The sequence below is a fragment of the Bacillus sp. DE0042 genome (genome assembly GCF_007680225.1).
GTDB lineage: Bacteria > Bacillota > Bacilli > Bacillales > Bacillaceae_G > Bacillus_A > Bacillus_A wiedmannii.
Genome location: NZ_VEJP01000001.1, coordinates 931,113 through 954,295, shown reverse-complemented (window position 1 = coordinate 954,295; position 23,183 = coordinate 931,113). Strand labels below are relative to the sequence as shown.

Genomic DNA, 23,183 nt, shown 5'->3' with positions numbered 1-23,183 from the left:
TTAAAGGGTGGTGACGAAGAGAAGGAGAATATGTGAGTAGAAGGGAGAGTACAGTGAATAGTGAAGTTAGTAATATAAAAGAGAATAGCTCTAGTATATGGAGTAATAAAGTTTTTTCTTATTTTTTCTTAGCAAGTTGTATTTCTTTAATAGGTAATTCTATGGTTACACTTGTTTTACCATTATGGGTAATGAAATTAACAAACTCGCCATTACTCGTTTCGGGGGTAAATATTGCAATTGCAACGGCAGCGATTCTGTTTGCTCCTATTACAGGAACATTAGCAGATCGAATGTCGAGAAGAAAACTTATGATAGTTGCAGATGTGATAAGGTGTATTGTCATGATTTTAATTGCTGTAATAGCATTTTATAATAATATGTTGTACATTCCATTACTAATTTTACTAATTTTACGCTCAATTGGAAGTGCCTTATTTACACCAGCTTCAAATGCAGCGTTAGTTACATATGTGGAAGAAAAGCATGTTCAACAGGCGATTACATTGAGACAAGTATCAATACAAATCATATCGATCGCAATTCCTTTAATGGCGAGCTTTCTAATTAGTATTTTTAGTTTTCATGGAGTATTTGTGTTAGATGCACTTACATTCTTTATATCGTTTTTAATTTTGATGACAATTAAATTTCCACGTGAATTGAAAGTGGAGAAGAAGAAGCCATTTTATGAAGATTTTAAAGAGGGATTTTCTATTATTAATAATAATAAATCGCTGAAAATCTTACTAACGAGCGCTGCAGTCATTAACTTACTTGGAGCAGCGTGTATGCTTTCACTGCAAGTAATAGTTGTTAGAGAGATGGATCTTCCTACGCAGTGGTATAGTATCGTCTTTGCGGCATCTCCTATAGGGATATTAATTGGGGCATTTATTACTAAAAAAATTCGTGCATATAAAACAATAACAACAGCACTTATATTTACTGCTATTATGGGGATTTTTAACGCTGCAATGGGTACGACATTGAATCCAATATTATTTTCAGTTTATTATTTTCTGTCAGGGATAGCTTTTGGAGTGAGTAATGTATATTTCGGGGTACTGTATAGAAAGTTAATTCCAAATGAAGTGCAAGGAAGATTCTTTGGTTTCTTAAACTCGTTATTATTAGTATCAACTCCGATTGGAATTGCAATAACGGGGTATTTCTTAGAGTCAATTTCAGCTTCCATTATATTTATTATAACTGGTATCATTACGATTTTAGTTTCAGTTATTTCATTTTTAATAATGAATAAGGGTAGATAATTCTATAATTTCTCGATAAAAAAACGTCCCAAATTAGGACGTTTTTTTATGTATATTGCTGCTTTTTCTTAATAAGTAATAACACTTGTGATACACAAGCTAGTACAGGTAGTTCTATTAATGGCCCAATAACTAATGCGAGAGCAATAAGAGGCTCATCTGGAAAAGCTGTTACAGCAATAGCAAGTGCAACAGGTGAGTTTCTTGCTAATGTTGTTAAGTTTAAACTTACTGTATCTTTATAAGATAAACGCATCATGCGTCCGATAAATTGTCCGAGTACGAAATTAATGATGAAGAATAATAGAACAGGAATGAGTAATAGTAAAACGACATTCATATTTTGTAGTAAATATTTACCTTGTGATGCAAACATCGCTACGATTGCTAAACTTAAAAATACAATTTGAGCAGAGCTGAAAAACGGAATGAGACTATTCTCGAGTGTTTCAGCTTTTTTCAGTTTATTCATAATGAATTTTGTAGCGTGTGCAAGTATAAATGGTAAGACGATTACGATAACAATACTTTCTACTAAAACAGAAACAGTCTTCATGACACCAGCAAATAAAAATAAATAAATGGGAAGGAGTAGTACTTGCAAAATTAAATTTACAGGCAAAATGGCAGTAGAAAGTGCTACATTTCCTTTCGCTATTTCAGTAAAGATTAAGTACCAATCTGTACATGGAGTAACCATTAACATAATAAATCCAACCCAAAGTGCTGGGTGATCTGAAAGAAATAGTGCACCTAATCCCCAAGCGAGTAAAGGTGTCCATACAAAATTAATAGTAAGGCTCGTTCCAGCGAATTTTAAATTGCGGAATCCATTTTTTATTTCTTTCAATGGAATGCTGAGGAATAATCCATACAGCATGAAAAATAAGAAGGGGACAATAAATTGCTCTGAATACATATGTATCAAATTAAATTGCCCGAGTACGATGCCGCATGTAACAGCAAAAAGAATAATAAAAGTTTGAATCTTTTCTATAGTGCTCATGAGTAAATCCTTTCTAAATATGAATTGCCCTCTCTATCTCCATTATACAAATAATAAAGTTACAATGGATGTTTTAATTGTATCGAGGTTTTTATTTTTAATTCGAGATATTATTCTTTATTTAAAGTTACTTGACTAAAGTAAGTTACTGTATTACAATCACTTACATAAGGTAATTAAATAACAAAAAGTTTTTTGTGTTTTTCCTTAAGGTATCTATTGGAACTTTTTACTAGAATAAGAATTTTTATGATGATGAATAATGAATATGATAAGAAAGTTTAGGTGAAGAAAGTGGGATTATTTAGCTCATTATTTGGTAAAAAAGAAGAAAATACAAAAGTAGAGGGGAATAAAACAATGTCAAAAGTATTATTTGTAAAAGCAAACGATCGTCCGGCGGAGCAAGCAGTTAGTTCAAGAATGTATGAAACATTTGTAAGTGCTTATAAAGAAGCGAACTCAAATACAGAAATTACGGAGTTAGATTTATTCGCATTAGATCTTCCGTATTACGGAAATATCGCTATTTCAGGTGGATATAAACGTAGTCAAGGAATGGAGTTAACAGCAGAAGAAGAGAAGGCTGTAGCTAAGGTAGATCAATATTTAAATCAGTTTTTAGAAGCTGATAAAGTTGTATTTGCGTTCCCACTATGGAACTTCACAGTGCCAGCACCATTAATCACATATATTTCATACTTATCTCAAGCTGGAAAAACATTTAAATATACAGCAAATGGCCCAGTAGGTTTAGCTGGTGATAAGAAAGTCGTTGTATTAGGTGCGCGTGGTTCGGATTATTCTTCAGAACAAATGGCTCCTATGGAAATGGCAGTTAATTATGTAACGAATGTGCTTGGGTTCTGGGGAATTACAAATCCAGAGACTGTTGTAATTGAAGGGCACAATCAATATCCAGATCGTTCACAACAAATTGTTGAAGAAGGTTTAGAGAACGTTAAGAAAGTAGCGGCAAAATTTTAATTGATAGTAAATGTAAAAAACCAACATGGATGACCATGTTGGTTTTTTAGTCTATTTCTATGTTAAAAAATGTATATTTATAAAATAAATGAAAAGTTTGAAAATAGTATTGCAAAATATTATATGACAAACTATAATAAATTCAAGAATAGTTGATAGTTGAATTAAATATTCAGAAAATTCAATTAGTTAAAAATGGAAAATGAGATAAGGAAATTTGAATGGGGGTTATATTATGGCGAATAAAGTACCGTTTTCGTTCATAGTAGTTATTGGATTAATGTTATTTGCACTATTTTTTGGAGCAGGAAATTTAATATTCCCGGCAATGCTCGGTCAATCGGCAGGAGAGAATGTATGGATTGCTAACGCTGGATTTTTAGTAACGGGTGTTGGATTACCACTACTAGGTGTACTGGCATTTGGTTTTTCGGGTAAAGATGATTTACAGTCACTAGCAAGTCGTGCTCACCCAGTATTCGGGATTGTGTTTACAACAGTTTTATACTTAGCGATTGGCCCGTTATTTGCAATACCAAGAACAGGAAATGTATCTTATGAAATTGGTCTTAAACCGTTTATGCCAGAAGGATTAGGTTCTACACCTTTAATTCTTTTCACAATTGTATTCTTTAGCATCACTTGTTTTTTTTCGCTAAATCCTGCGAAAATTGTCGATATTGTTGGAAAAATCTTAACGCCAATTAAGTTAACTTTCATTGGTATTTTAGTAATCGTTGCTTTTATACATCCGATTGGAGATATGCAAGCACCAGTGGAAGCTTATACATCACATGCATTCTTTAAAGGATTTCAAGAAGGATACTTAACAATGGACACGCTTGCATCATTCGTATTTGGAATCATCATCATTAATGCAATTAAAGAAAAAGGTGCAAAAACGAAAACACAGATTATGATCGTTTGTGCAAAAGCGACAATCATTGCAGCATCTATTTTAGCAATTATCTATACAGCTCTTTCTTATATGGGTGCTTCAAGTGTTGCAAAGCTTGGACATTTAGAGAACGGTGGAGAAGTATTAGCGAAAGTTTCTAACTACTATTTCGGATCATATGGTGGAGTATTATTAGGGTTAATGATTACAGTAGCGTGTTTAACAACTAGTGTGGGACTTGTATCAGCATGTTCTTCATTCTTCCATAAGTTATTCCCAAATGTTCCTTACAAAGCGATTGCCATCACGCTATGTGTATTTAGTGCAATTGTTGCAAACGTAGGATTAACACAATTAATCGCAGTTTCTGTTCCAGTACTAACAGCAATTTATCCATTAGCAATCGTATTGATTTTCTTAACATTCTTCCATTCATTATTCAAAGGAAGAGCTGAAGTTTATCAAGTGAGTTTAATCGTAACATTTATCATCAGCTTATTCGATGGATTAAGTGCAGCTGGAGTTAACATTGAAGTAGTAAGCCGAGTGTTCACTAAATTCCTTCCGATGCAAGAAGTAGGATTAGGGTGGATCTTCCCAGCAATTATCGGTGGATTTATCGGATATGGTATTAGCGTTTTAAAAGCAAAAAATCAAGTTCAACCAGCTAGTGCGAATAAGAAAATAGGTTAAATAAAAAAGTTATAGAACTTGTTTCTATAACTTTTTTTGTTACTATTAATAATGAAAGAAAATAAAGTAGTAGGGGAAATAAAATGAAAAAAACAATTGATCATATCGGCATCGCAGTTCGAGATATAGAAAGTACGATACATTTTTATGAAAAGGTGTTGTTAGGAACTTTAATAGATCGTTACGTAAGTGAAGCTCCTGGTGTGGAAAGCGAAGTAGCCATTCTTGAAGTGGATGGAGATAGAATTGAATTACTTGCGCCTACGAATAATACGACATCTCCAATTGCCCGATTTATAAAGCAAAAAGGTAAAGGTGTTCATCACGTTGCGTATCGTGTCGATGATTTAGATGTAGCTTTAGAAGAGTTAAAAGAACAAGGTATTCGAACGTTAGAGCATACACTTCGAATTAATAAACACGGTAGAAGATTAATATATCTTAACCCAGCGGATACAGAGGGAACAATCATTGAGTATTGTGATTATCCAGAAGAGAAGTAAAGAAATTTTATGATGGAAGAAGGGTATTGCGTAATAACGTAATACCTTTTTCATTTATGTATTTCACACTTCTTTCACAAATGATTCACGATAACTTTTCTTCTTTAGGAACTTACATAAATATATTTTATGATATAATAACAATCGACTTTAAAAATGTAAGTTGTATCTATGAAGGTAGTTACTATTGTATTGGAAGTTAAGAGGTGAGAGAGAAATAAAAAGTTACACTGTATAGAAATTTATATTTAATCAGGTTAATATTTCGTCGAAGAATGAAACTTGGGAAGTTTAAGGAATGAAAAGATAGTGATGAGGAAGAAAGAAGTGAAATGATTGTGAAAGTAATGAGAAGGTTAGGGGCATGGCTATTAATTGCGTGTGTACTTATCATATTGATACCAAAAAGTGCATCTGCTCATGCGTACATTGTGAAATCAAACCCTGCTGAAAATGAAACGTTGAAGAAAGCACCATCTGTAGTGAAAATTGAATTTGATGAGGATATACAAGTTTCGCATTTTAATACATTGTTTGTAAGAGATACCTCAGGTACAAGAGTAGATTTAAAAGATGCTCATATCGATAAGAAAAACAAAAAAATATTAGAAGTAGGCTTAAAAGAAAACTTGAAAAACGGACTCTACTCTATTCAGTGGAAAGTGATTTCTGCTGACGGGCATCCTATTCAAGGAGTTATTCCGTTCCGAATTGGGTCAGAGGAAGCGGGAGCAGACGATATACAAGTAGAAGAGATGGGGTATGTCCCGCAAATAGATATGATTATGGAACGTGGAGTTTTATATACAAGTTTCTCACTATTTATAGGCGTGCTATTCTTTAATCTTATTATGTATAAAGGGAATGCAACCTCGGTTCGATCAAGGAGTAAGAACATAATATGGATCTCATTATTGGGTATATTGATTAGCTTATTATTCAATCTACCATTGCAAGCGAAAATAAATGCTGATGTTTCATGGTTAGAAGCATTCGATCCGTTACTATTAAAAGAAACATTACAGCTTTCTGTTTTTGGATATGTATGGATTACTCAAATGGTTCTTATTAGTTCGCTTATAATTGTTACGTATTTTGCGATGAAGTGTGAGAAGCTGTCGTCGTTTAAAGTATGGAGCATTCCAATACTATTGTTTATCGGGATACTTGTTATGAAAGCCTTTAATAGTCACGCATTTGGTTTAAAGTTTAAAGAGATTGCGGTCGTTATGGACTTTCTACATTTATTCGCAGCTTCGTTATGGATTGGTGGTCTATCATCTATTGTTCTTCTTTTACGTAAAGAGGATGATAAGTGGAGTATGTATTGGGATATGATTAAGCGCTTTTCACCGTGGGCAACAGGTGCTGTCATCGTAATTTTAATAACAGGTCTTTTTAACAGTACATTCTTTATACCAACAATACACTCGTTATTTGATACGAAGTATGGATTAGTTTTATTAGCAAAGATACTTTTATTCATTTTCATGGGGATATTGGGAATTGTTCATTATGTGAAAGGGAAAATGAGAGCGGAGCAAGGTTTAGGCGCTACGGTGAAAGTAGAGTTTATCATAGGAATTATCATTTTCGTAATCGTAGCTTTTATGACAAACGTACAAACACCGCCGATGCCTCCAACTGGACCTTTTACAGAGAGTAAGCAATTAGATAATGGATATGAACTTACTTTACATGTAAGTCCTAATAAAGTAGGACAAAATACATTCCATATTACTTTAAAGGATGAGAACGGACAACCTGTTACTGATATGGAGCAAATTATTTTAACCACGCAATCATTGGATATGAATATGGGGAAGGGTACATTTAAAGTTTCGGCCGTGTCACCAGGAGAATATGAAGCGGAAGGTATGTATATTAACATGACAGGAAACTGGAATATACAAGTGCACGGATTAACAAAATCTCTTGATAGTTTTGATACGGATTATAAATTTATTGTAGGCGGCAGATAAAGTGAAACTTTAATCAGCCCTCATCAATCGGGTTATCCGGCGAATAGCGGGATAAAGAGAAGGTATAGATAAAAAGGAGCTAATAGAAAATGAAACGTATAAAAAAATTTGGCACAACAATGATCGCAACAATAATTGCAATGGGGATTTTTTCGTTACCTGTTAGTGCGCACGTCACTGTGAAACCAGAAGCTTCGGACGTTAATTCTTGGGAGACTTACACGATAAAAGTACCAGTTGAGAAGAATGTAGCAACGACAAAAGTTACATTGAAAATACCGTCTGGAGTAGAGTTCCAACAGTATGAACCAGTGCCAGGATGGAAAGTGGAAGAGCAGAAAGATAATGCCGGAAAAGTTAAAACTGTAGTATGGGAAGCAACAGGAGAAGGGATTTTACCCGGTCAGTTCCAGCGATTTACTTTCGTCGCTAAAAATCCGGATAAAGAACAAAAAATAGCTTGGGATGCATATCAACAATATAAAGACGGAGAAATTGTTGAATGGACAGGCGATGAAAAAGCTGAAAAACCACATTCACTTACTACAATTGCAAAAGGTACGTCATTAACAGGAGAACATGGTGAAGTATCTAGTGTAGAAAAGAATGAAGGTACTAGTAATATGCAATTGATAGCAATTGTTTTATCTATTTTGGCGATTGTATCTTCGGTAGGTGCGTGTGTTTTTGTAGTACGTCGTAAAAAGTAAGATATAAGAAAGAGCCTACAAACCGTAGGCTCTTTCTTATATCTATTTCACTTCAACCTGCTGCCTTACAGCAAGTGTTTTCGGCTTTATATTTACGAAACAAATACTCACCACAATAAATAATAGTCCGATGAATAAGCTAATAGTAATGGCCTCATGTAAGAAAATTGAACTTACAATAATAGCGATTAGTGGAATAAGAAATGTATTAGCCCCAACTTTACTTGCTTCACCAGCTCCAACAAGAGTAAAGTATGCAAGCCATCCCATTGCAATAACAAAGAATGAAATAAAGAGTAGTACGCTAACAAATGGTATACTCCAAGCGATACTAGACCAGCTTTCAAACTCTGAACCAAATCCAATTAAGCAAAGCCCGCCAATAATAAGCTGCAGTGTTACCATCCAAATGGAATTAACGCGGTGCCCAGTCTTCTTAATAAATACTGTTCCAAGTGCCCAGCCAATAGCGCATCCTATCGCGAGAAGGATTCCGATAATAGAAATATGTCCAGTTAAACTACTAGAGCTAATGACACCTACGCCAATAAATCCAAGAACAAGCCCGAAAATTTTTAAGCCGTACATAGATTCTTCAAGCCAAATCCATGAGAAAATGCCGAGTAAAACAGGTTGTAGAAATACAATGGCGGAAAATAACCCAGCGGGCATATATTGAAGGCCTACAGTTTGTAATCCGTAAAATATAATGATGTTAAGTAAAGAAGAAATAACGTATAAATGCCAAGTTTCTTTTAAGTGTAACTCTTTGTATTTCGGTAATGCGAAAAGGAGTAAAATAAATCCTCCAATTAAAGTTCGAACGCCTGCAAATAAAACGGGTGGTGTATAATGCAGGGCAAACTTAGATAAAGGCCAATTGATTCCCCACATGAAAACGAGAAAGGTAAGGATTATGGCCGTCTTAGTTCGAGAAAGCTGTGTCACGGTAAGACCTCCTTGTTGTTATTCATTTCACTATGATATGATATCGACTGTAATAAATAAAATGAATCTTTTTTATAAGGAGTATAAGTGATTAGTTATGACCATTACACAACTGCAAGTATTAATAAAAACTGTTGAGTTAGGTAGTTTTACGAAGGCTGCTCGGGTGCTAAATATGACGCAGCCAGCTGTAAGTCATGCGATTTCAAGTATTGAGTCAGAGTTAGGAGTTACGATTCTTATACGTGATAAACGAAAAGGGTTAATCGTTACGGATGTAGGAAACAGAATTCTTGTGCATATTAGAGAGATTTTGAACGGTGTAGAGAAGATTGAACAAGAAGTTGCGATGGAGAAAGGGCACGAAGTTGGGACGATTCGAATTGGGAGTTTTCCGAGTGCCTCTGCACATTTCTTACCCAAAATGATAAACCTTTTTAAGGAGAAGTATCCGAACTTAGAAGTCGTTCTTTGTGAAGGAACGATTAAAGAAGTTGAAGATTGGTTAGTATCGAGGGTTGTTGATATAGGAATTGTTATTTTGCCTAATAAAGAGATGGAGATTGTCCCATTAACGAAGGGGAAAATGGTTGCTATCTTAAGAGATGATCATCCTCTTTGTAAGAAGGACTCTATTGCAATTAGTGATTTAGAGAATGAACCGATCATATTATGTAAGGGTGGATACGAACCACCCATTATTGATATGTTTAAACAAGCCAACGTACCACTTCGGGCTGAGTATGTAATATCGACCGTTACTACAGCTTTAAATATGATTCAAGAAGGGTTAGGTATTGCAATATTAGCTCAATTATCTTTAACGAATTTACCACAGAATGTGCAAACGAGAGAATTGGAACCACAAGTATGGAGAGAAATTGCTTTAGCTGTTCCTTCATTAAAGGATTCCTCAATCGCTGTGCAGCTATTTATTGAAGAATTTCAAGCGCTATTTGCAGAATAAAAAGAGGTGTCTCATATATCATAATGGGACACTTTTTAATTTACTTATAAAAAATCTATGAAAAGGATTGACTTATCTTTTTGTTGTAACTATAATGATTACATCGAGGTGGTGATCACGATGAAAATTAGTAGCCGCTTTTCTATAGCTGTTCATATTTTATCTATTTTGAAAAACAATCCATCTTCACTTTGTACTTCAGACTATATAGCTGAAAGTGTAAACACAAATCCAGTAGTCATTCGTAAAATGATGTCGTACTTGAAACAAGCTGGTTTTGTATATGTAAATCGCGGTCCAGGTGGTGCGGGATTATTAAAGGATTTACATGAAATCACATTGTTAGATGTATACCATGCAGTAAATGTAGTCGAAGAAGACAAACTATTTCATATTCACGAGCAACCAAATCCAGATTGTCCAATTGGAGCAAATATTCAAGCGGTGTTAGAAGTTATATTAATACAAGCGCAATCCGCGATGGAAGAAATTTTGAGAAATATTACGATGGGGCATTTGTTTGAAACTTTGCAAGAAAAAATGAATGCTTAAATCATATTTATATTTTTTTATTATTAATGTAACTGTTTTGATTACAACTATAAAGGTAAGGTGTAAAAGTATGACTGTAAAAATGAAAGTATACTCAGATTTTATATGTCCATTTTGTTTTTTAGCAAAAGGTCCATTAGATGAAGTAGCGAAAGAGAAAGATGTAGAAATTGAATGGATGCCATTTGAATTACGTCCAAGTCCATATTCAAAAATAGATCCATGGAATGAGCCAGAAAAATTAGGTTCATGGGATGCTTTTATTCTTCCAACTGCGAAGAAGTTAGGAATCGATATGCGTTTGCCACGTGTTTCTCCGCATCCATATACACATTTAGCTTTCGAAGGGTGTCAATTTGCGAAAGAACGTGGACTAGGAAATGAGTATCATCACCGCGTATTCACAGCATTTTTCCAAGAAGAGCAAAACATTGAAGATATTGATGTTTTAACAAAATTAGCGGTAGAAGTAGGTCTTCCTGAAGTTGAATTTAAAGATGCGTTAGTAACTCGTAAATATAAAGAAAAGCATCAAGAAGCAATTCAGCATGCATATGATGAAGCGAATATTATGGCTGTTCCTACTGTCATGATTGGAGATGAAGTCATTCAAGGGCTTGCTAGTAAAGAAACGCTACAAAGAGTCATTGATAAAGAAATTGAAAAGGATAAAACAAATTCATTTGAAGGTATGCAATGTAATACAGATGGATATTGCTAAATCGCTTGTTATGAAATAACAAAATAAATTATAAAACAAATATTTGGAGGAATTAAAATGTCAGCAACTACAACAAACTTAAAAGAAGCAATCGTGAACCGTCGTTCCATTCGTAAAGTAACAAAAAACGATGCAATTACGAAAGAAAGAATTGAAGAAGTTTTAAAAACAGCGTTACACGCACCAACATCTTTCAATATGCAAAGTGGTCGTATGGTTGTATTAATGGATGGAGAGCATGAAAAGTTTTGGGATATTGTTAAAGAAACACTAAGAGCCCGCGTACCAGCAGAAAACTTTGAAGCGACTGTAGAAAGATTAAAAGGTTTCCATACAGGTGTTGGGACTGTGTTATTCTTTGAAGATCAAGCAACAGTAGAAAAAATGCAAGAAAATGCACCATTATATAAAGATCAGTTCCCATTCTGGTCTCATCAAGGAAATGCAATGTTACAACATACTGTATGGATGTTATTATCGGCTGAAGGAATTGGTGCATCATTACAACACTACAATCCAATCGTAGATGCTGAAGTGAAAGAAACTTGGAACATTCCAGCAGAGTGGAGCTTAGTAGGACAAATGCCATTTGGTGAGCCAAATGAACAACCAGGAGAAAGAACTTTCTTACCTACTGAAGATGTAGTGAAATTTTATTAAGAAATTTAATATATAAAAAGTTAAATAAAAGGAGAGTACATATTAGCCATATATGTACTCTCCTTTCGTATGCAATGTTAAACTCTTACTGCAAGAACGACTTCCTTCATATGAATCGAAGTCTTTCCTTACAATTAAAAATCTGTTATGTTTATTATTTTGAAATGACAGTAAACATCCCCGTCATGTTTGGTGAGTAATCCTTAAAATCAAATTTTTCATAGAATGATTCTTTATCTTGTGATGCAAACAAACCGACAAACGCCTTATCAGGGGCATTCTCATGTAAGTATGCAACTAAACGATGCATGATTTCTTTCCCAATACCATGTTTCTGATAATCCGGATGAACCACTATATCTTGAATATAGAAATAGATAGCTCCATCACCAACAATTCTCCCCATGCCAATCATTTGTTCATTATCTTTCACTGTGATGCAGTGAATAGAATTCTTCAGTGAAGTATCCGCTACTTCAAAATTCATATAATTAGTCCATCCAACAGAATCACACAAGTATTTGTACTCTTCTAATGTTGGAATGTTCTGTTTAAACTCATATGTTTTCAAAATGTAACCTCCAAGTCCTTAAATACAACAAGTATATAAATTCGACATTTTTTTATCTTTTCCTCTTATGTAACTGAATCCCTTTTGGCTATTGAATTTCGTACAGTTTCCTTATTTGTATTAATTTATAAGAGTTTAGGGGAAAAATATTAGAAATAATGCAGTAGAAAGGGAAGTGGAAAAATGAATGATGAGAAAAAATATACAGTGGTAGGTACTGATGTTGAGGAGGTAAAACGTTTAAATAAGGATTCAGGGTTAACGTATAATCAAGTGAAGGAATTATTAGCGAAGCAAATGAAAAAAAGAATGAATTAAATTGAAATTCTTCATTTTTTCATTTAGCATTTTAATAAGAGAGGGTTATAAGGATAACTCTCTTTTTCAATACAATTGAGCAACTTTTAGAGCGGAGGAAACAGCATGAAAAAGTGGATAAAGATAACGCTGTCAATTGCTGAGGGGATCGTCCTATTGACATGTGCCGGAGGATATTACGTGTATAAAAATTATTTTCCAAAGGAACCTGAGCGTATCGTATATGATAAAGATAGAGTGTTAAAACCGATACATAATCAGTTGAAAGGGATTAACATAGATAATGTGAAGATAAAAGAAAAAGAGGTTGTAAATGCGACTGTGAACGAGCTTCAAAAAATGATTGATGATGGAAAATTATCATATGAAGAATTAACGAGTATTTATCTTTTTAGAATACAAGAACATGACCAAAATGGAATATCATTAAATGCTGTTACAGAGATTAATCCAAATGCAATGGAAGAAGCGCGAAAGTTAGATAAAGAAGGGTCTTCAAATAAGAAGTCGAACTTATACGGCATGCCGGTTATCGTAAAAGATAATGTACAAACAGAAAAGGTGATGCCGACAAGTGCGGGCACGTATGTGTTAAAAGATTGGATTGCAGATGAAGATGCGACAATCGTGAAGAAGTTGAAAGAAGAAGGTGCGTTTGTTTTAGGGAAAGCGAATATGTCTGAGTGGGCAAATTATTTATCCTTTACAATGCCTAGCGGATATAGCGGGAAAAAAGGACAAAATTTGAATCCATACGGTCCGATTACGTTTGATACATCGGGATCAAGTTCTGGATCTGCTACAGTAGTTGCGGCAGATTTTGCACCACTTGCAATCGGGACGGAAACGACTGGGTCAATTGTAGCACCCGCGACGCAGCAATCAGTAGTTGGGTTACGTCCATCACTAGGTATGGTGAGTAGATCTGGCATTATTCCGTTAGCTGAAATACTTGATACAGCAGGACCGATGGCAAGAACGGTAAAGGATGCGGCAACGTTATTTAATATAATGGTAAGTTATGATGAAAAAGATGCTATGACAGAAAAAATGAAAGATAAAGAAAGAATTGATTACACGAAGGACTTATCAATAGACGGATTGATAGGGAAAAAAGTAGGAGTTCTTTTTTCAATAGATCGACAAGATGAGAATAGAAAAGAAGTAGCAGAAAAGATTAGAAAAGACCTTCAAGATGCAGGTGCGATATTGACTTATGATATTCAGTTAAACGATGGGGGAGTAGATAATCTGCAAACATTAGAATATGAGTTCAAACATAATGTTAACGATTATCTTGCACAGCAAAAAAATGTACCGGTAAAATCGCTAGAAGAGATTATAGCGTTTAATAAAAATGATAGTAATAGACGAATAAAGTATGGGCAAACATTAATCGAGGGATCTGAAAAATCTGCTATAACGAAAGATGAGTTTGAAAAAATAGTGCGATCGAGTCAAGAAAATGCAAGAAAAGAGCTAGATAGATATTTAGTAGAAAAAGGTTTGGATGCTTTAGTTGTGATTAACAACGAAGAAGTTCTTCTATCAGCTGTAGCTGGTTATCCAGAATTAGCGGTGCCAGCAGGATATGATGACAATGGAGAGCCGGTAGGTGCAGTGTTTGTCGGGAAGCAATTTGGTGAAAAAGAACTGTTCAATATTGGATATGCGTATGAGCAGCAGTCTAAAAATAGAAAATCACCAAAACTGTAAAAAGGTAAACGAAAAAAAGCTCTATGAGTGGGGTAATATGAAAAGAATCTAACAATATAAAAAGAAAAAAAGGATTCTTCTCAATTAGTAAGAAAGATTGTCTATAGAAGTTCATAAAATGTAATATATTCAATTTCCATCCATTGAAGGGGGAGGTTAAATCTAAATGAATGAAGTGAAAAATTTCTTTCGAAGTAGAGGGTTCCAACGGTTTCTCGTTTTAATAATAGTAGCGCTTGTATTATATGGATTAAGAAGTATGATCAATTTAATATTAATTACGTTCATACTTACATTTTTAATGGATCGGTTTCAACGTTTTATTTCAAAGAAATTGAAAGTGAATCGGAAAATTGTTATCGCATGTTTGTATATAATATTAGTTACTTTTATCGGCACAACATTATATAAATATTTACCTGTGCTAACGATACAAATTTCCCAATTGATTTATCAGTTTAGGCTGTTTTTTCAAAATCCACCTGATAATGAGATCATTAAATATGCACTTTCAACAATTAATGGGATGGAAGTATCAAAATATATAGAACAAGGTGTAGATGTCATATATCAATCGATTGCAAATATAGGAAAAGTCAGTTTGCAAATACTACTCTCTCTTATTCTAAGTTTATTTTTCTTGTTAGAAAAAGAACGCATAATATCATTTACTTCGAAATTTAAAGATAGTAGTCTGAAGGTTTTTTATGAGGAGATTGCATATTTTGGTGAAAGGTTTGCAAGATCGTTCGGTAAAGTAATTGAAGCACAGTTTTTAATTGCGGTTGTCAATTGTGTACTCACTGTAATTGCACTTGTGATTTTAGGATTTCCGCAGCTTCTTGTATTGGCCGTCATGGTCTTTCTACTCGGTTTGATTCCAGTTGCTGGTGTTATCATTTCCTTGTTTCCACTTTGTATTATTGCTTATAACGTAGGCGGAGTAATGTACGTTGTATACATACTTGTGTTCATTACAGTAATCCATGCTCTTGAAAGCTACTTTTTAAATCCGAAGTTTATGTCTGCGAAAACGAATTTACCAATCTTTTATACATTTATGATTCTCATCTTCTCAGAACATTTCCTTGGAATATGGGGGCTTATTATCGGGATACCAATCTTTATCTTTTTATTAGATGTACTTGATGTAAACAATGAGGAACAGTTTAAAAAATAGAAAAAGATAGAAAATAAATGATGTTTTCAAGGAACAATCAAAAAAAGCAATCCAAAGTAAATTGGATTGCTTTTTTGAATTCACGATTACAGAACAGGAGCCATTGTTTCTTTCAACACTTGAACAGAGTGATCGAATTTTAATTCTTCTTCTTCACTTAATTCCACTTCTAAAATCTCACGAACACCGCCGCGATTTAAAACAGCAGGTACGCCGATATAAACATCTTTTTGACCGTATTGACCTTCTAAATATGCTGAAACAGTTAATACACTATTTTCGTCGTTTAAAATGGCCTTAGTAACACGTAGAAGTGACATACCGATACCATAGTAAGTTGCACCTTTTCGCTCAATAATATGGTAAGCTGCGTCACGAACATTTATGAAAATTTTGTCTAAATCTTCTTGCGTGTATGTGTTGTCTTTATCAAGAAGCGTTTGTAGTTTTTGAATACCAATTGATACGTGACTCCAAACAGGAAGTTCTGTATCGCCATGTTCTCCGATAATATAAGCATGAATGTTGTGTGGACCAATATTGAAGTACTCACCTAACATATAGCGGAAACGAGCAGAATCAAGAGTTGTACCAGAACCGATTACGCGTTCTTTTGGTAAACCAGATTCTTTCCAAGTTACGTAAGTTAAAATATCGACAGGGTTAGTTGCGATTAAGAAGATACCATCAAATCCGCTATCCATAATACTACGAACGATTTGTTTAAAGATTTTCGCGTTTTTTTCAACTAAATCTAAACGTGTTTCGCCTGGTTTTTGTGGTAATCCAGCCGTAATGACTACAAGATCAGCGTCTTTACAATCTTCGTAGCTACCTTTCCATACTCTAGTTGGAGCTGGTGCAAAAGGAACAGCATGACTTAAGTCCATCGCTTCTCCTTCAGCTTTTGCCTCGTTTACATCAACTAAAACAAATTCTTCAGCTACAGCTTGGTTAATCATGCAGTAAGCATAACTACATCCAACTGCTCCTGTTCCTACTAATACAACACGGTTAATACCTTTTTTCATTTCAAAATTCCTCACAATTTCATTGATTTTATTATGTAAGATAGTACGTCTTACTTCTATAGAGTCATATCTAGTTTATTACATTTTATAAAAGATATTCAAGTAATTGAAAATGTATCCGTGCAATTCTTTGCACGAAACATAGGAAGTGAGTGAACCGAATATAATGCAATAAAATCCTTTATCGAAGGGGAAAAGGGCATGATGCAGCCATTAACGATGGAAAGAATGCTCCATATTATTAATGTGGGGCTCGTTAAAACGAATAATCCAAAGCAGATTATTATTGCAGGTGCAGGGATTTCAGGATTAGTTGCAGCATCGTTATTGAAAGAAGCAGGGCATAACATAACAATTTTAGAAGCGAATAACCGAATAGGCGGAAGGATATATACGATTCGTGAACCATTTAGTTCTGGTTTATATTTTAATGCAGGACCAATGAGAATTCCTGAAACACACGGGTTAACTTTAGCCTACATTCGTAAATTTAAATTACCGTTAAATCTTTTTGTAAATAAAACCGCTTCAGATATTATTTATACGAATAATATTAAAACGAGATTGAGCGTGTTTGAAAAAAATCCAAGTATACTTGGATATCCAATTGTAGAGAACGAAAAAGGAAAAACAGCCGAAGAGCTAATGTTAGTAGTATTAGAACCAATACTTAATTTTATAAAAAAAGATCCTAATAAAAACTGGATCATCGTTGAAAAAAAGTATAAAACATATTCGCTCGGATCATTTTTAAGCGAGTATTATTCAGATGGAGCAATAGATATGATTGGGGTACTTCTAGATATGGAAGCATATATGGGAATGTCTTTAATTGAAGTATTACGTGAAATGATCTTTTTTACTTCAACGACAAAATATTATGAGATAACGGGCGGAATGGATACATTACCAAATTCATTTTTACCGGAGTTAAAAGAAAATATTTTTATGTCGTATAAAGTAGAAAAAATTATACAGGAAGATAATAAAGTAATGATGCAAGTAACAAATGAACAAACGTTACATCCATTTGTGGTAACAGGCGACATTGCTATTATCACAATTCCATTTTCAGCGTTACGATTTGTAGAAGTTCAGCCATATCATTTATTCTCTTATTTTAAAAGACGGGCAATTCGTGAATTAAACTATATAGCTTCGACTAAAATTGCGATAGAGTTTAAAAGTAGATTTTGGGAAAGAGTGGGGCAGCGTGGCGGTAAATCTATTACAGATTTACCTATACGATTTACATATTATCCGAGTTATGGCATTCATACACCAGGGGCGGCTATCGTTTTAGCGAGTTATACGTGGGCAGATGAGGCGTTAACGTGGGATAGTCTCCCGCAAAGAGATCGTATACGTTACGCATTAAAAAATTTAGCGGAAATATACGGTGACATCGTCCATAGTGAGTTTGTTACTGGAACATCTTTTAGCTGGAGCCAAAATCCGTATTCTTGCGGCGCATTTACGGCTTTCGAACCAGGTCAAGAGCTCGAGTTATTTCCGTATATTACGCCGCCAGCTGGCAAAGTACACTTTGCAGGAGAGCATACGACATTAACACATGGATGGATGCAAGGAGCAATAGAGTCTGGAATTCGAGTTGCTTATGAAGTAAACGAACAGTGAAGATATATTTACAAATCACTATTCTTTTAATAAAATGATTAATATAAATCGTAATTATTACGCTTTGAATATGTTTGAAATAAAGAAATGGAAGGTCGATCAAATGAAAAAAGTAGAAATTCATATATTAGGTGGCTTTTTAGGAAGTGGAAAATCAACATTATTACAAAATTTATTGTTAGCGGAGAAAAAGAAGAATAGAAAAGTTGCAGTATTAATGAATGAAATTGGTGAATACTCGGTAGATACAGATATTATTGGAAAAGAGAATGTTTTAAGGGAACTTCTGAAAGGATGTATTTGTTGTACGCTAAAAGAAGAGCTTGAAATACAATTACACTCGTTATATCAGCAAGAAAGACCAGATGTCATTTATATAGAAACGACAGGTGTTGCACATCCAATTGAAGTATTAGATGCGTGTGTATCACCAATTTTAGCACCTTTCTTAGAAGTGAAATCAATTGTAGTCGTGTTAGATACAGTAAGATGGTTAAATCGAAATGTATTAAGTGCAAATGTTCAGCAATTATTGCATGAGCAACTGAAGTTTGGTAGCCACATTTTAATTAATAAATCAGATTTACTAACAGATGCGGATAAGAACAAAGTAATTGAAGAAGTGAAAGCAATAAATAATCATGCGAAATTGTTTGAAACAAAATATTGTAATATATCTTTAGAAGACATAGAAGAAGCTGAATTTACGAATGATGGGGAACATGAGACACTACATGTAAAACAGCATTTACATATACAAACGATGACATATCAATTTACGAAATCGATTGATCAAGATAAATTATACGAATGGCTTTCGAATTTACCAGATAGTATTTATCGTGTAAAAGGATTTGTGAAATTCCATGGAGATAAATACCCGCACTTATTCCAATATTCATTTGGGGTACCAACTTTACTGGAACAAGATTTCGGTTTCCCGACGAACTTGGTTGTAATAGGAGAAGGGCTAGATAAGAAACAATTGGCTGAAGGATTAGAGAAAGTAGAACTTAATTCTAATTAAGATTAAAGGACTAACTTCAAATTAAGTTAGTCCTTTTTTATATGTAGAAAAACGCTTGCGGATTTTGTCTAATGAAAATAATTGTAAAATTCAGAAATATATTTATAATCAAATCTAAGAGGTGATTCAGGTGTCAGAAAAAATAATAATGGATGTAAAAAACTTAACAACAAAAGGATTAGAAACGAGAGAGAAATTATTGTGTGCTGCAGAAGAGGTGTTTGGTAGTAAAGGATATTACGAGGCTTCTATTGTGAATATTACACAAGAAGCAAAGGTAGCGCACGGAACTTTCTATAATTACTTTCCATCTAAAAAAGATATATTTGATGAATTGATTTGCAGATTGAACCGTGAGTTACGCTTAATTATTAAAGAAGAAATGAAGGGAATATCAAGTTATGAAGAGGCACAAAGAAGAGGTTTTCAGGCGTTTTTTCGGTGGGTGAAAGATCGTCCTAATCTATATAACATTGTACAACAGGCAGTAGTTGTTGATGATAACTTATATAGATGGTACTATGCAAAGCTCGCAAATGGATTTTTAAAAAGTTTATCGGCTGGTATGGAAGCGGGAGAGTTTAAACAATTTGATAAAGAAACAATTGCGTATTGTCTTATGTCAATTGGGCAATTTCTAGGAATGCGATGGGGCTATTGGGAAGAGAAAGATGTTCCGGAAGATGTATTTGAAGCAGCGATGTCATTAATATTTGAAGGATTGAGAAAGAGATAAGGGAGTGGGGAAAATATGCAAGGCATTGCTTATTGGATTGAAAAACGGTCCTATTTACATCCAGATCGCATTGCCATTATTACAGAAGAGGAGGAAATGACATATAAACAGTTACATGAGTATGTAAGTAACGTAGCAGCATATTTAATTTACGACTTACATGTGCAAAAAGGAGAAAGGATAGCTATTTTATCACAAAATAGCTTGGAATATATTGTACTTTTGTTTGCTATAGCAAAGGTAGAATGTATTGCTGTTCCATTGAATATACGATTAACAGAAAATGAACTTATATTTCAGTTAAAAGATAGTGGAACTACAGTTTTATTTGTAGAGGAAACATTTCAAAATATGGCACTGTCAATGCACAAGGTATCGTACGTACAAAGAGTTATTTCGATTAAAAGTTTAAAAGAAATAGAAGATAGAAAAAGTGACAACTTTGAAGAGATAAATGAAAGCGCATCCTTTATTATATGTTATACATCAGGTACAACAGGAAAACCGAAAGGAGCCGTACTTACACAAAAAAATATGTTTTGGAATGCGCTAAACAATACATTTGCGATTGACTTAACTATGCACGACCGCTCTATTGTATTATTACCTTTATTTCATATTGGTGGAATTGGTTTATTCGCATTTCCAACTTTATTTGCAGGTGGCGTAATCATTATTCCAAGAAAATTCGAACCAACCACAGCTCTTTCAATGATAGAAAAACATAAAGTGACTGTAGTAATGGGAGTACCTACAATTCATCAAGCATTAATTAATTGCCCAAAGTTTGAAACTACAAATTTCCAATCAGTTCGCTGGTTTTATAACGGCGGTGCTCCATGTCCAGAAGAGTTGATGAGAGAATTTATAGATAGAGGATTTTTATTTGGTCAAGGCTTTGGCATGACTGAAACATCACCAACCGTATTTATGCTTTCAGAAGAAGATGCAAGACGTAAAGTAGGATCAATTGGGAAACCAGTTCTGTTTTGTGATTATGTACTTATTGATGAAAACAAAAATAAAGTTGAGGTTGGTGAAGTTGGAGAGTTACTTATAAGAGGACCGAATGTAATGAAAGGGTATTGGAATCGGCCAGATGCAACAGAAGAAACGATTCAAGATGGTTGGTTATATACGGGAGATTTAGCTAAAGTTGATGAAGATGGTTTTGTATACATTGTCGGTAGAAAAAAAGAAATGATAATTTCCGGTGGTGAAAATATTTATCCACTTGAAGTAGAGCAGGTCATTAATAGGATTTCGGAGGTATATGAGGTAGCGGTCGTTGGTAGGCAACATGTAAAGTGGGGAGAGATTCCAATCGCCTTTATTGTGAAAAAGAGTAGCAGTGAATTAACTGAAAAAGAAGTCATTGAACATTGTCGTTTATTTCTAGCAAAATATAAACTTCCAAAAGAAATTGTGTTTCTAGAGGAATTGCCTAAAAATGCAACTGGTAAAATTCAAAAAGCACAGTTAGCAAATCAATTGAAAAGCAGGTGAAGAGATGACGATGTATAGCACTGGTCAACAGGCATCATGTAGTAAAACAATAACAGAAACAGATTTGGTATTATTTGCAGGTTTGAGTGGGGATTTTAATCCAATTCATATTGATCATGAGTATGCGAAACAAACTAGATTTAATCAAAGAATAGCACATGGTTTACTAACTTCTAGTCTATTATCACAATTGCTTGGGATTCATTTACCTGGAAAAGGATCCGTTTATATGGAACAAACTATTAAATTTACAGCACCAGTCTTTATAGGAGATACGGTTACAGCTACGGCAACAGTACAAGAATTTATGATAGAAAAGAGAGTTTTGAAATTGTTAACGGAGTGTCATAACCAAAAAGGAGATTTGGTATTAACTGGTGTAGCAACTATGATGGTACCAAAAGAAGGAGGAGTAGTCTAATGAATATTGGGATTGAAGCGACTGGTGTTTTCTTCCCAAAAGACGTAGAGACGGCGGCAGACCTATCTCAAAAAACAGGTATCCCTGAGAATATTATTATAGAAAAGTTTGGATTATATGAAAAACATGTCGCAGATGAAACGATGCATGCATCAGATTTAGCTATTGCTGCTGCAAAGCCAATATTATTACAAGTAGATCCTCAATCTATTGATGTAGTCATTTATTTTGGCAGTCCACATAAAGATTACCACGTATGGTCAAGTGCCCCAAAAATTCAGCATGAACTTGGATTGAAAAATGCTTATGCTTTTGAAATTATGAATGTTAGTTCTTGCTTTCCTATTGCTCTCAAAGTCGCAAAAGATATGCTTTACTCCGATAACTCAATTGAAAATATATTATTAGTAGGTGGATGTAAAGAATCTCAAATTGTAGATTATGATAATCCACGCTCACGTTTTATGTTTAATTTCGCTGATGGCGGAAGTGCAGCTTTAGTGAAAAAGGACGCTAGAAAAGGTGAAATATTAGGAAGTGCGATTATAACAGATGGTTCATTTCATGAAGATGTACGTATTCCAGCAGGTGGATCAAAGCAGGTTGCGAGCTATGATACAGTTGAGAATCGGCAACATTATATTGATGTAATAGATCCTAATAGTATGAAAGAACGTCTAGATCGGGTTTCAATCCCTAATTTTGACAAGGTGATTCGGGAGGCGTTAAAAAAAAGTGGGTTAACTCCTAAAGATATTAAAGTATTGTTACCACTGCATACAAAACGTTCTATGTTAATAGAATTGATACAGGGACTAGGGCTAGAAGAAGAACAAGTTGTATATTTAGATCATTATGGACATATGTCAGCGCTTGATCCTTGCATTGGTCTTCACTTTGCAAATGAACAGGGAAAATTACAGCCTGGAGATATTGCAGTAGTAGTTAGTGCCGGGACTGGGTATACGTGGGCAGCGACTGTAATTAGGTGGTGAAAAATACTAGATGAATATATGGTAAATGGAGGTATTTGGAAAGAGGCGGCGAATGTAAAGGTACTTCATTAAATTTTTAAAACAGATTTGTTTGTATGATTTAAAGGAAAAGTCATAATTACGGATGGGTAACTTTGGCGTGT

At 34.3% G+C, this 23,183-nt stretch carries 23 protein-coding genes; 19 read left to right on the top strand and 4 right to left on the bottom strand.

Annotated elements, in window-relative coordinates; translation table 11 throughout:
* Positions 1-32 precede the first annotated feature (32 nt).
* A complete protein-coding gene (locus FS802_RS04605; RefSeq protein WP_000091039.1) occupies positions 33-1,274 on the top strand; it encodes an MFS transporter in 1,242 nt (413 codons plus the stop codon).
* Between the two features lie 46 nt (positions 1,275-1,320).
* On the opposite strand, the gene FS802_RS04600 is transcribed toward FS802_RS04605, so the two are convergent.
* A complete protein-coding gene (locus FS802_RS04600) occupies positions 1,321-2,280 on the bottom strand; it encodes an arsenic resistance protein (RefSeq protein ID WP_144524889.1) in 960 nt (319 codons plus the stop codon).
* Between the two features lie 294 nt (positions 2,281-2,574).
* Here FS802_RS04600 and FS802_RS04595 point away from each other — a divergent pair, with 294 nt between their 5' ends.
* The 5 genes from FS802_RS04595 (at position 2,575) to FS802_RS04575 (ending at position 8,053) form a co-directional block, all read left to right on the top strand.
* Complete coding sequence (locus tag FS802_RS04595) at positions 2,575-3,267, top strand: FMN-dependent NADH-azoreductase (RefSeq protein ID WP_078183599.1); 693 nt, start codon at positions 2,575-2,577, stop codon at positions 3,265-3,267.
* A 235-nt stretch (positions 3,268-3,502) separates the two neighbouring features.
* On the top strand, positions 3,503-4,858 hold the full coding sequence (gene brnQ / locus FS802_RS04590) for a branched-chain amino acid transport system II carrier protein (RefSeq protein ID WP_001284769.1): 1,356 nt from the start codon (positions 3,503-3,505) through the stop codon (positions 4,856-4,858).
* Between the two features lie 83 nt (positions 4,859-4,941).
* On the top strand, positions 4,942-5,361 hold the full coding sequence (locus tag FS802_RS04585) for a VOC family protein (RefSeq protein WP_000750864.1): 420 nt from the start codon (positions 4,942-4,944) through the stop codon (positions 5,359-5,361).
* A 332-nt stretch (positions 5,362-5,693) separates the two neighbouring features.
* Positions 5,694-7,343, top strand: coding sequence for a copper resistance CopC/CopD family protein (locus FS802_RS04580; protein WP_098654396.1), 1,650 nt, complete (start codon positions 5,694-5,696; stop codon positions 7,341-7,343).
* A gap of 89 nt (positions 7,344-7,432) precedes the next feature.
* Positions 7,433-8,053, top strand: coding sequence for a YcnI family copper-binding membrane protein (locus FS802_RS04575; RefSeq protein ID WP_078183597.1), 621 nt, complete (start codon positions 7,433-7,435; stop codon positions 8,051-8,053).
* Positions 8,054-8,095: 42 nt separating this feature from the next.
* On the opposite strand, the gene FS802_RS04570 is transcribed toward FS802_RS04575, so the two are convergent.
* Positions 8,096-9,001, bottom strand: a complete 906-nt coding sequence (locus tag FS802_RS04570; RefSeq protein WP_144524887.1) for a DMT family transporter — start codon at positions 8,999-9,001, stop codon at positions 8,096-8,098.
* A gap of 97 nt (positions 9,002-9,098) precedes the next feature.
* On the opposite strand from FS802_RS04570, the gene FS802_RS04565 reads away from it, so the two are divergent.
* The 4 genes from FS802_RS04565 to FS802_RS04550 all read left to right on the top strand — a co-directional run bounded on the left by FS802_RS04565 (position 9,099) and on the right by FS802_RS04550 (position 11,901).
* Positions 9,099-9,968, top strand: coding sequence for a LysR family transcriptional regulator (locus FS802_RS04565; protein ID WP_144524885.1), 870 nt, complete (start codon positions 9,099-9,101; stop codon positions 9,966-9,968).
* Positions 9,969-10,088: 120 nt separating this feature from the next.
* Positions 10,089-10,520 carry an Rrf2 family transcriptional regulator gene (locus FS802_RS04560; RefSeq protein WP_000704066.1) on the top strand — a complete coding sequence of 144 codons (432 nt, stop codon included), beginning with the start codon at positions 10,089-10,091 and terminating at the stop codon, positions 10,518-10,520.
* A gap of 70 nt (positions 10,521-10,590) precedes the next feature.
* Complete coding sequence (locus FS802_RS04555; RefSeq protein WP_088093077.1) at positions 10,591-11,241, top strand: DsbA family oxidoreductase; 651 nt, start codon at positions 10,591-10,593, stop codon at positions 11,239-11,241.
* 57 nt (positions 11,242-11,298) lie between these two features.
* Positions 11,299-11,901 carry a nitroreductase family protein gene (locus FS802_RS04550; RefSeq protein WP_001277030.1) on the top strand — a complete coding sequence of 201 codons (603 nt, stop codon included), beginning with the start codon at positions 11,299-11,301 and terminating at the stop codon, positions 11,899-11,901.
* Between the two features lie 154 nt (positions 11,902-12,055).
* Here FS802_RS04550 and FS802_RS04545 read toward each other — a convergent pair whose 3' ends face one another.
* Positions 12,056-12,472, bottom strand: coding sequence for a GNAT family N-acetyltransferase (locus FS802_RS04545; protein ID WP_000860623.1), 417 nt, complete (start codon positions 12,470-12,472; stop codon positions 12,056-12,058).
* A 183-nt stretch (positions 12,473-12,655) separates the two neighbouring features.
* Between FS802_RS04545 and FS802_RS31455 the strand changes: the two genes are divergently transcribed.
* The 3 genes from FS802_RS31455 to FS802_RS04535 all read left to right on the top strand — a co-directional run bounded on the left by FS802_RS31455 (position 12,656) and on the right by FS802_RS04535 (position 15,686).
* Positions 12,656-12,790 carry a hypothetical protein gene (locus FS802_RS31455; RefSeq protein WP_000997339.1) on the top strand — a complete coding sequence of 45 codons (135 nt, stop codon included), beginning with the start codon at positions 12,656-12,658 and terminating at the stop codon, positions 12,788-12,790.
* 105 nt (positions 12,791-12,895) lie between these two features.
* Positions 12,896-14,506, top strand: coding sequence for an amidase family protein (locus FS802_RS04540; RefSeq protein WP_144524883.1), 1,611 nt, complete (start codon positions 12,896-12,898; stop codon positions 14,504-14,506).
* Between the two features lie 166 nt (positions 14,507-14,672).
* Positions 14,673-15,686 carry an AI-2E family transporter gene (locus tag FS802_RS04535; protein WP_001006591.1) on the top strand — a complete coding sequence of 338 codons (1,014 nt, stop codon included), beginning with the start codon at positions 14,673-14,675 and terminating at the stop codon, positions 15,684-15,686.
* Positions 15,687-15,772: 86 nt separating this feature from the next.
* Here FS802_RS04535 and FS802_RS04530 read toward each other — a convergent pair whose 3' ends face one another.
* The gene (locus tag FS802_RS04530; RefSeq protein ID WP_000715323.1) at positions 15,773-16,717 is read right to left on the bottom strand and encodes an L-lactate dehydrogenase; all 945 of its coding nucleotides are present in this window, start codon (positions 16,715-16,717) and stop codon (positions 15,773-15,775) included.
* A 201-nt stretch (positions 16,718-16,918) separates the two neighbouring features.
* On the opposite strand from FS802_RS04530, the gene FS802_RS04525 reads away from it, so the two are divergent.
* The 6 genes from FS802_RS04525 to FS802_RS04500 all read left to right on the top strand — a co-directional run bounded on the left by FS802_RS04525 (position 16,919) and on the right by FS802_RS04500 (position 23,040).
* A complete protein-coding gene (locus tag FS802_RS04525; RefSeq protein WP_098720805.1) occupies positions 16,919-18,355 on the top strand; it encodes a flavin monoamine oxidase family protein in 1,437 nt (478 codons plus the stop codon).
* A 103-nt stretch (positions 18,356-18,458) separates the two neighbouring features.
* Positions 18,459-19,382: a CobW family GTP-binding protein gene (locus FS802_RS04520; protein ID WP_180230933.1), complete on the top strand. Its 924-nt coding sequence runs from the start codon at positions 18,459-18,461 to the stop codon at positions 19,380-19,382.
* Positions 19,383-19,512: 130 nt separating this feature from the next.
* Positions 19,513-20,118 (top strand): TetR/AcrR family transcriptional regulator, encoded by a 606-nt coding sequence (locus tag FS802_RS04515; RefSeq protein WP_141520034.1) that lies wholly within the window; start codon positions 19,513-19,515, stop codon positions 20,116-20,118.
* A gap of 15 nt (positions 20,119-20,133) precedes the next feature.
* Positions 20,134-21,624: an o-succinylbenzoate--CoA ligase gene (locus FS802_RS04510; RefSeq protein WP_098720806.1), complete on the top strand. Its 1,491-nt coding sequence runs from the start codon at positions 20,134-20,136 to the stop codon at positions 21,622-21,624.
* A gap of 4 nt (positions 21,625-21,628) precedes the next feature.
* On the top strand, positions 21,629-22,045 hold the full coding sequence (locus FS802_RS04505) for a MaoC family dehydratase (protein ID WP_098653800.1): 417 nt from the start codon (positions 21,629-21,631) through the stop codon (positions 22,043-22,045).
* Complete coding sequence (locus FS802_RS04500; RefSeq protein WP_098653799.1) at positions 22,045-23,040, top strand: 3-oxoacyl-ACP synthase; 996 nt, start codon at positions 22,045-22,047, stop codon at positions 23,038-23,040. The genes FS802_RS04505 and FS802_RS04500 overlap by 1 nt, the downstream gene beginning before the upstream one ends.
* Positions 23,041-23,183: the final 143 nt, after the last annotated feature.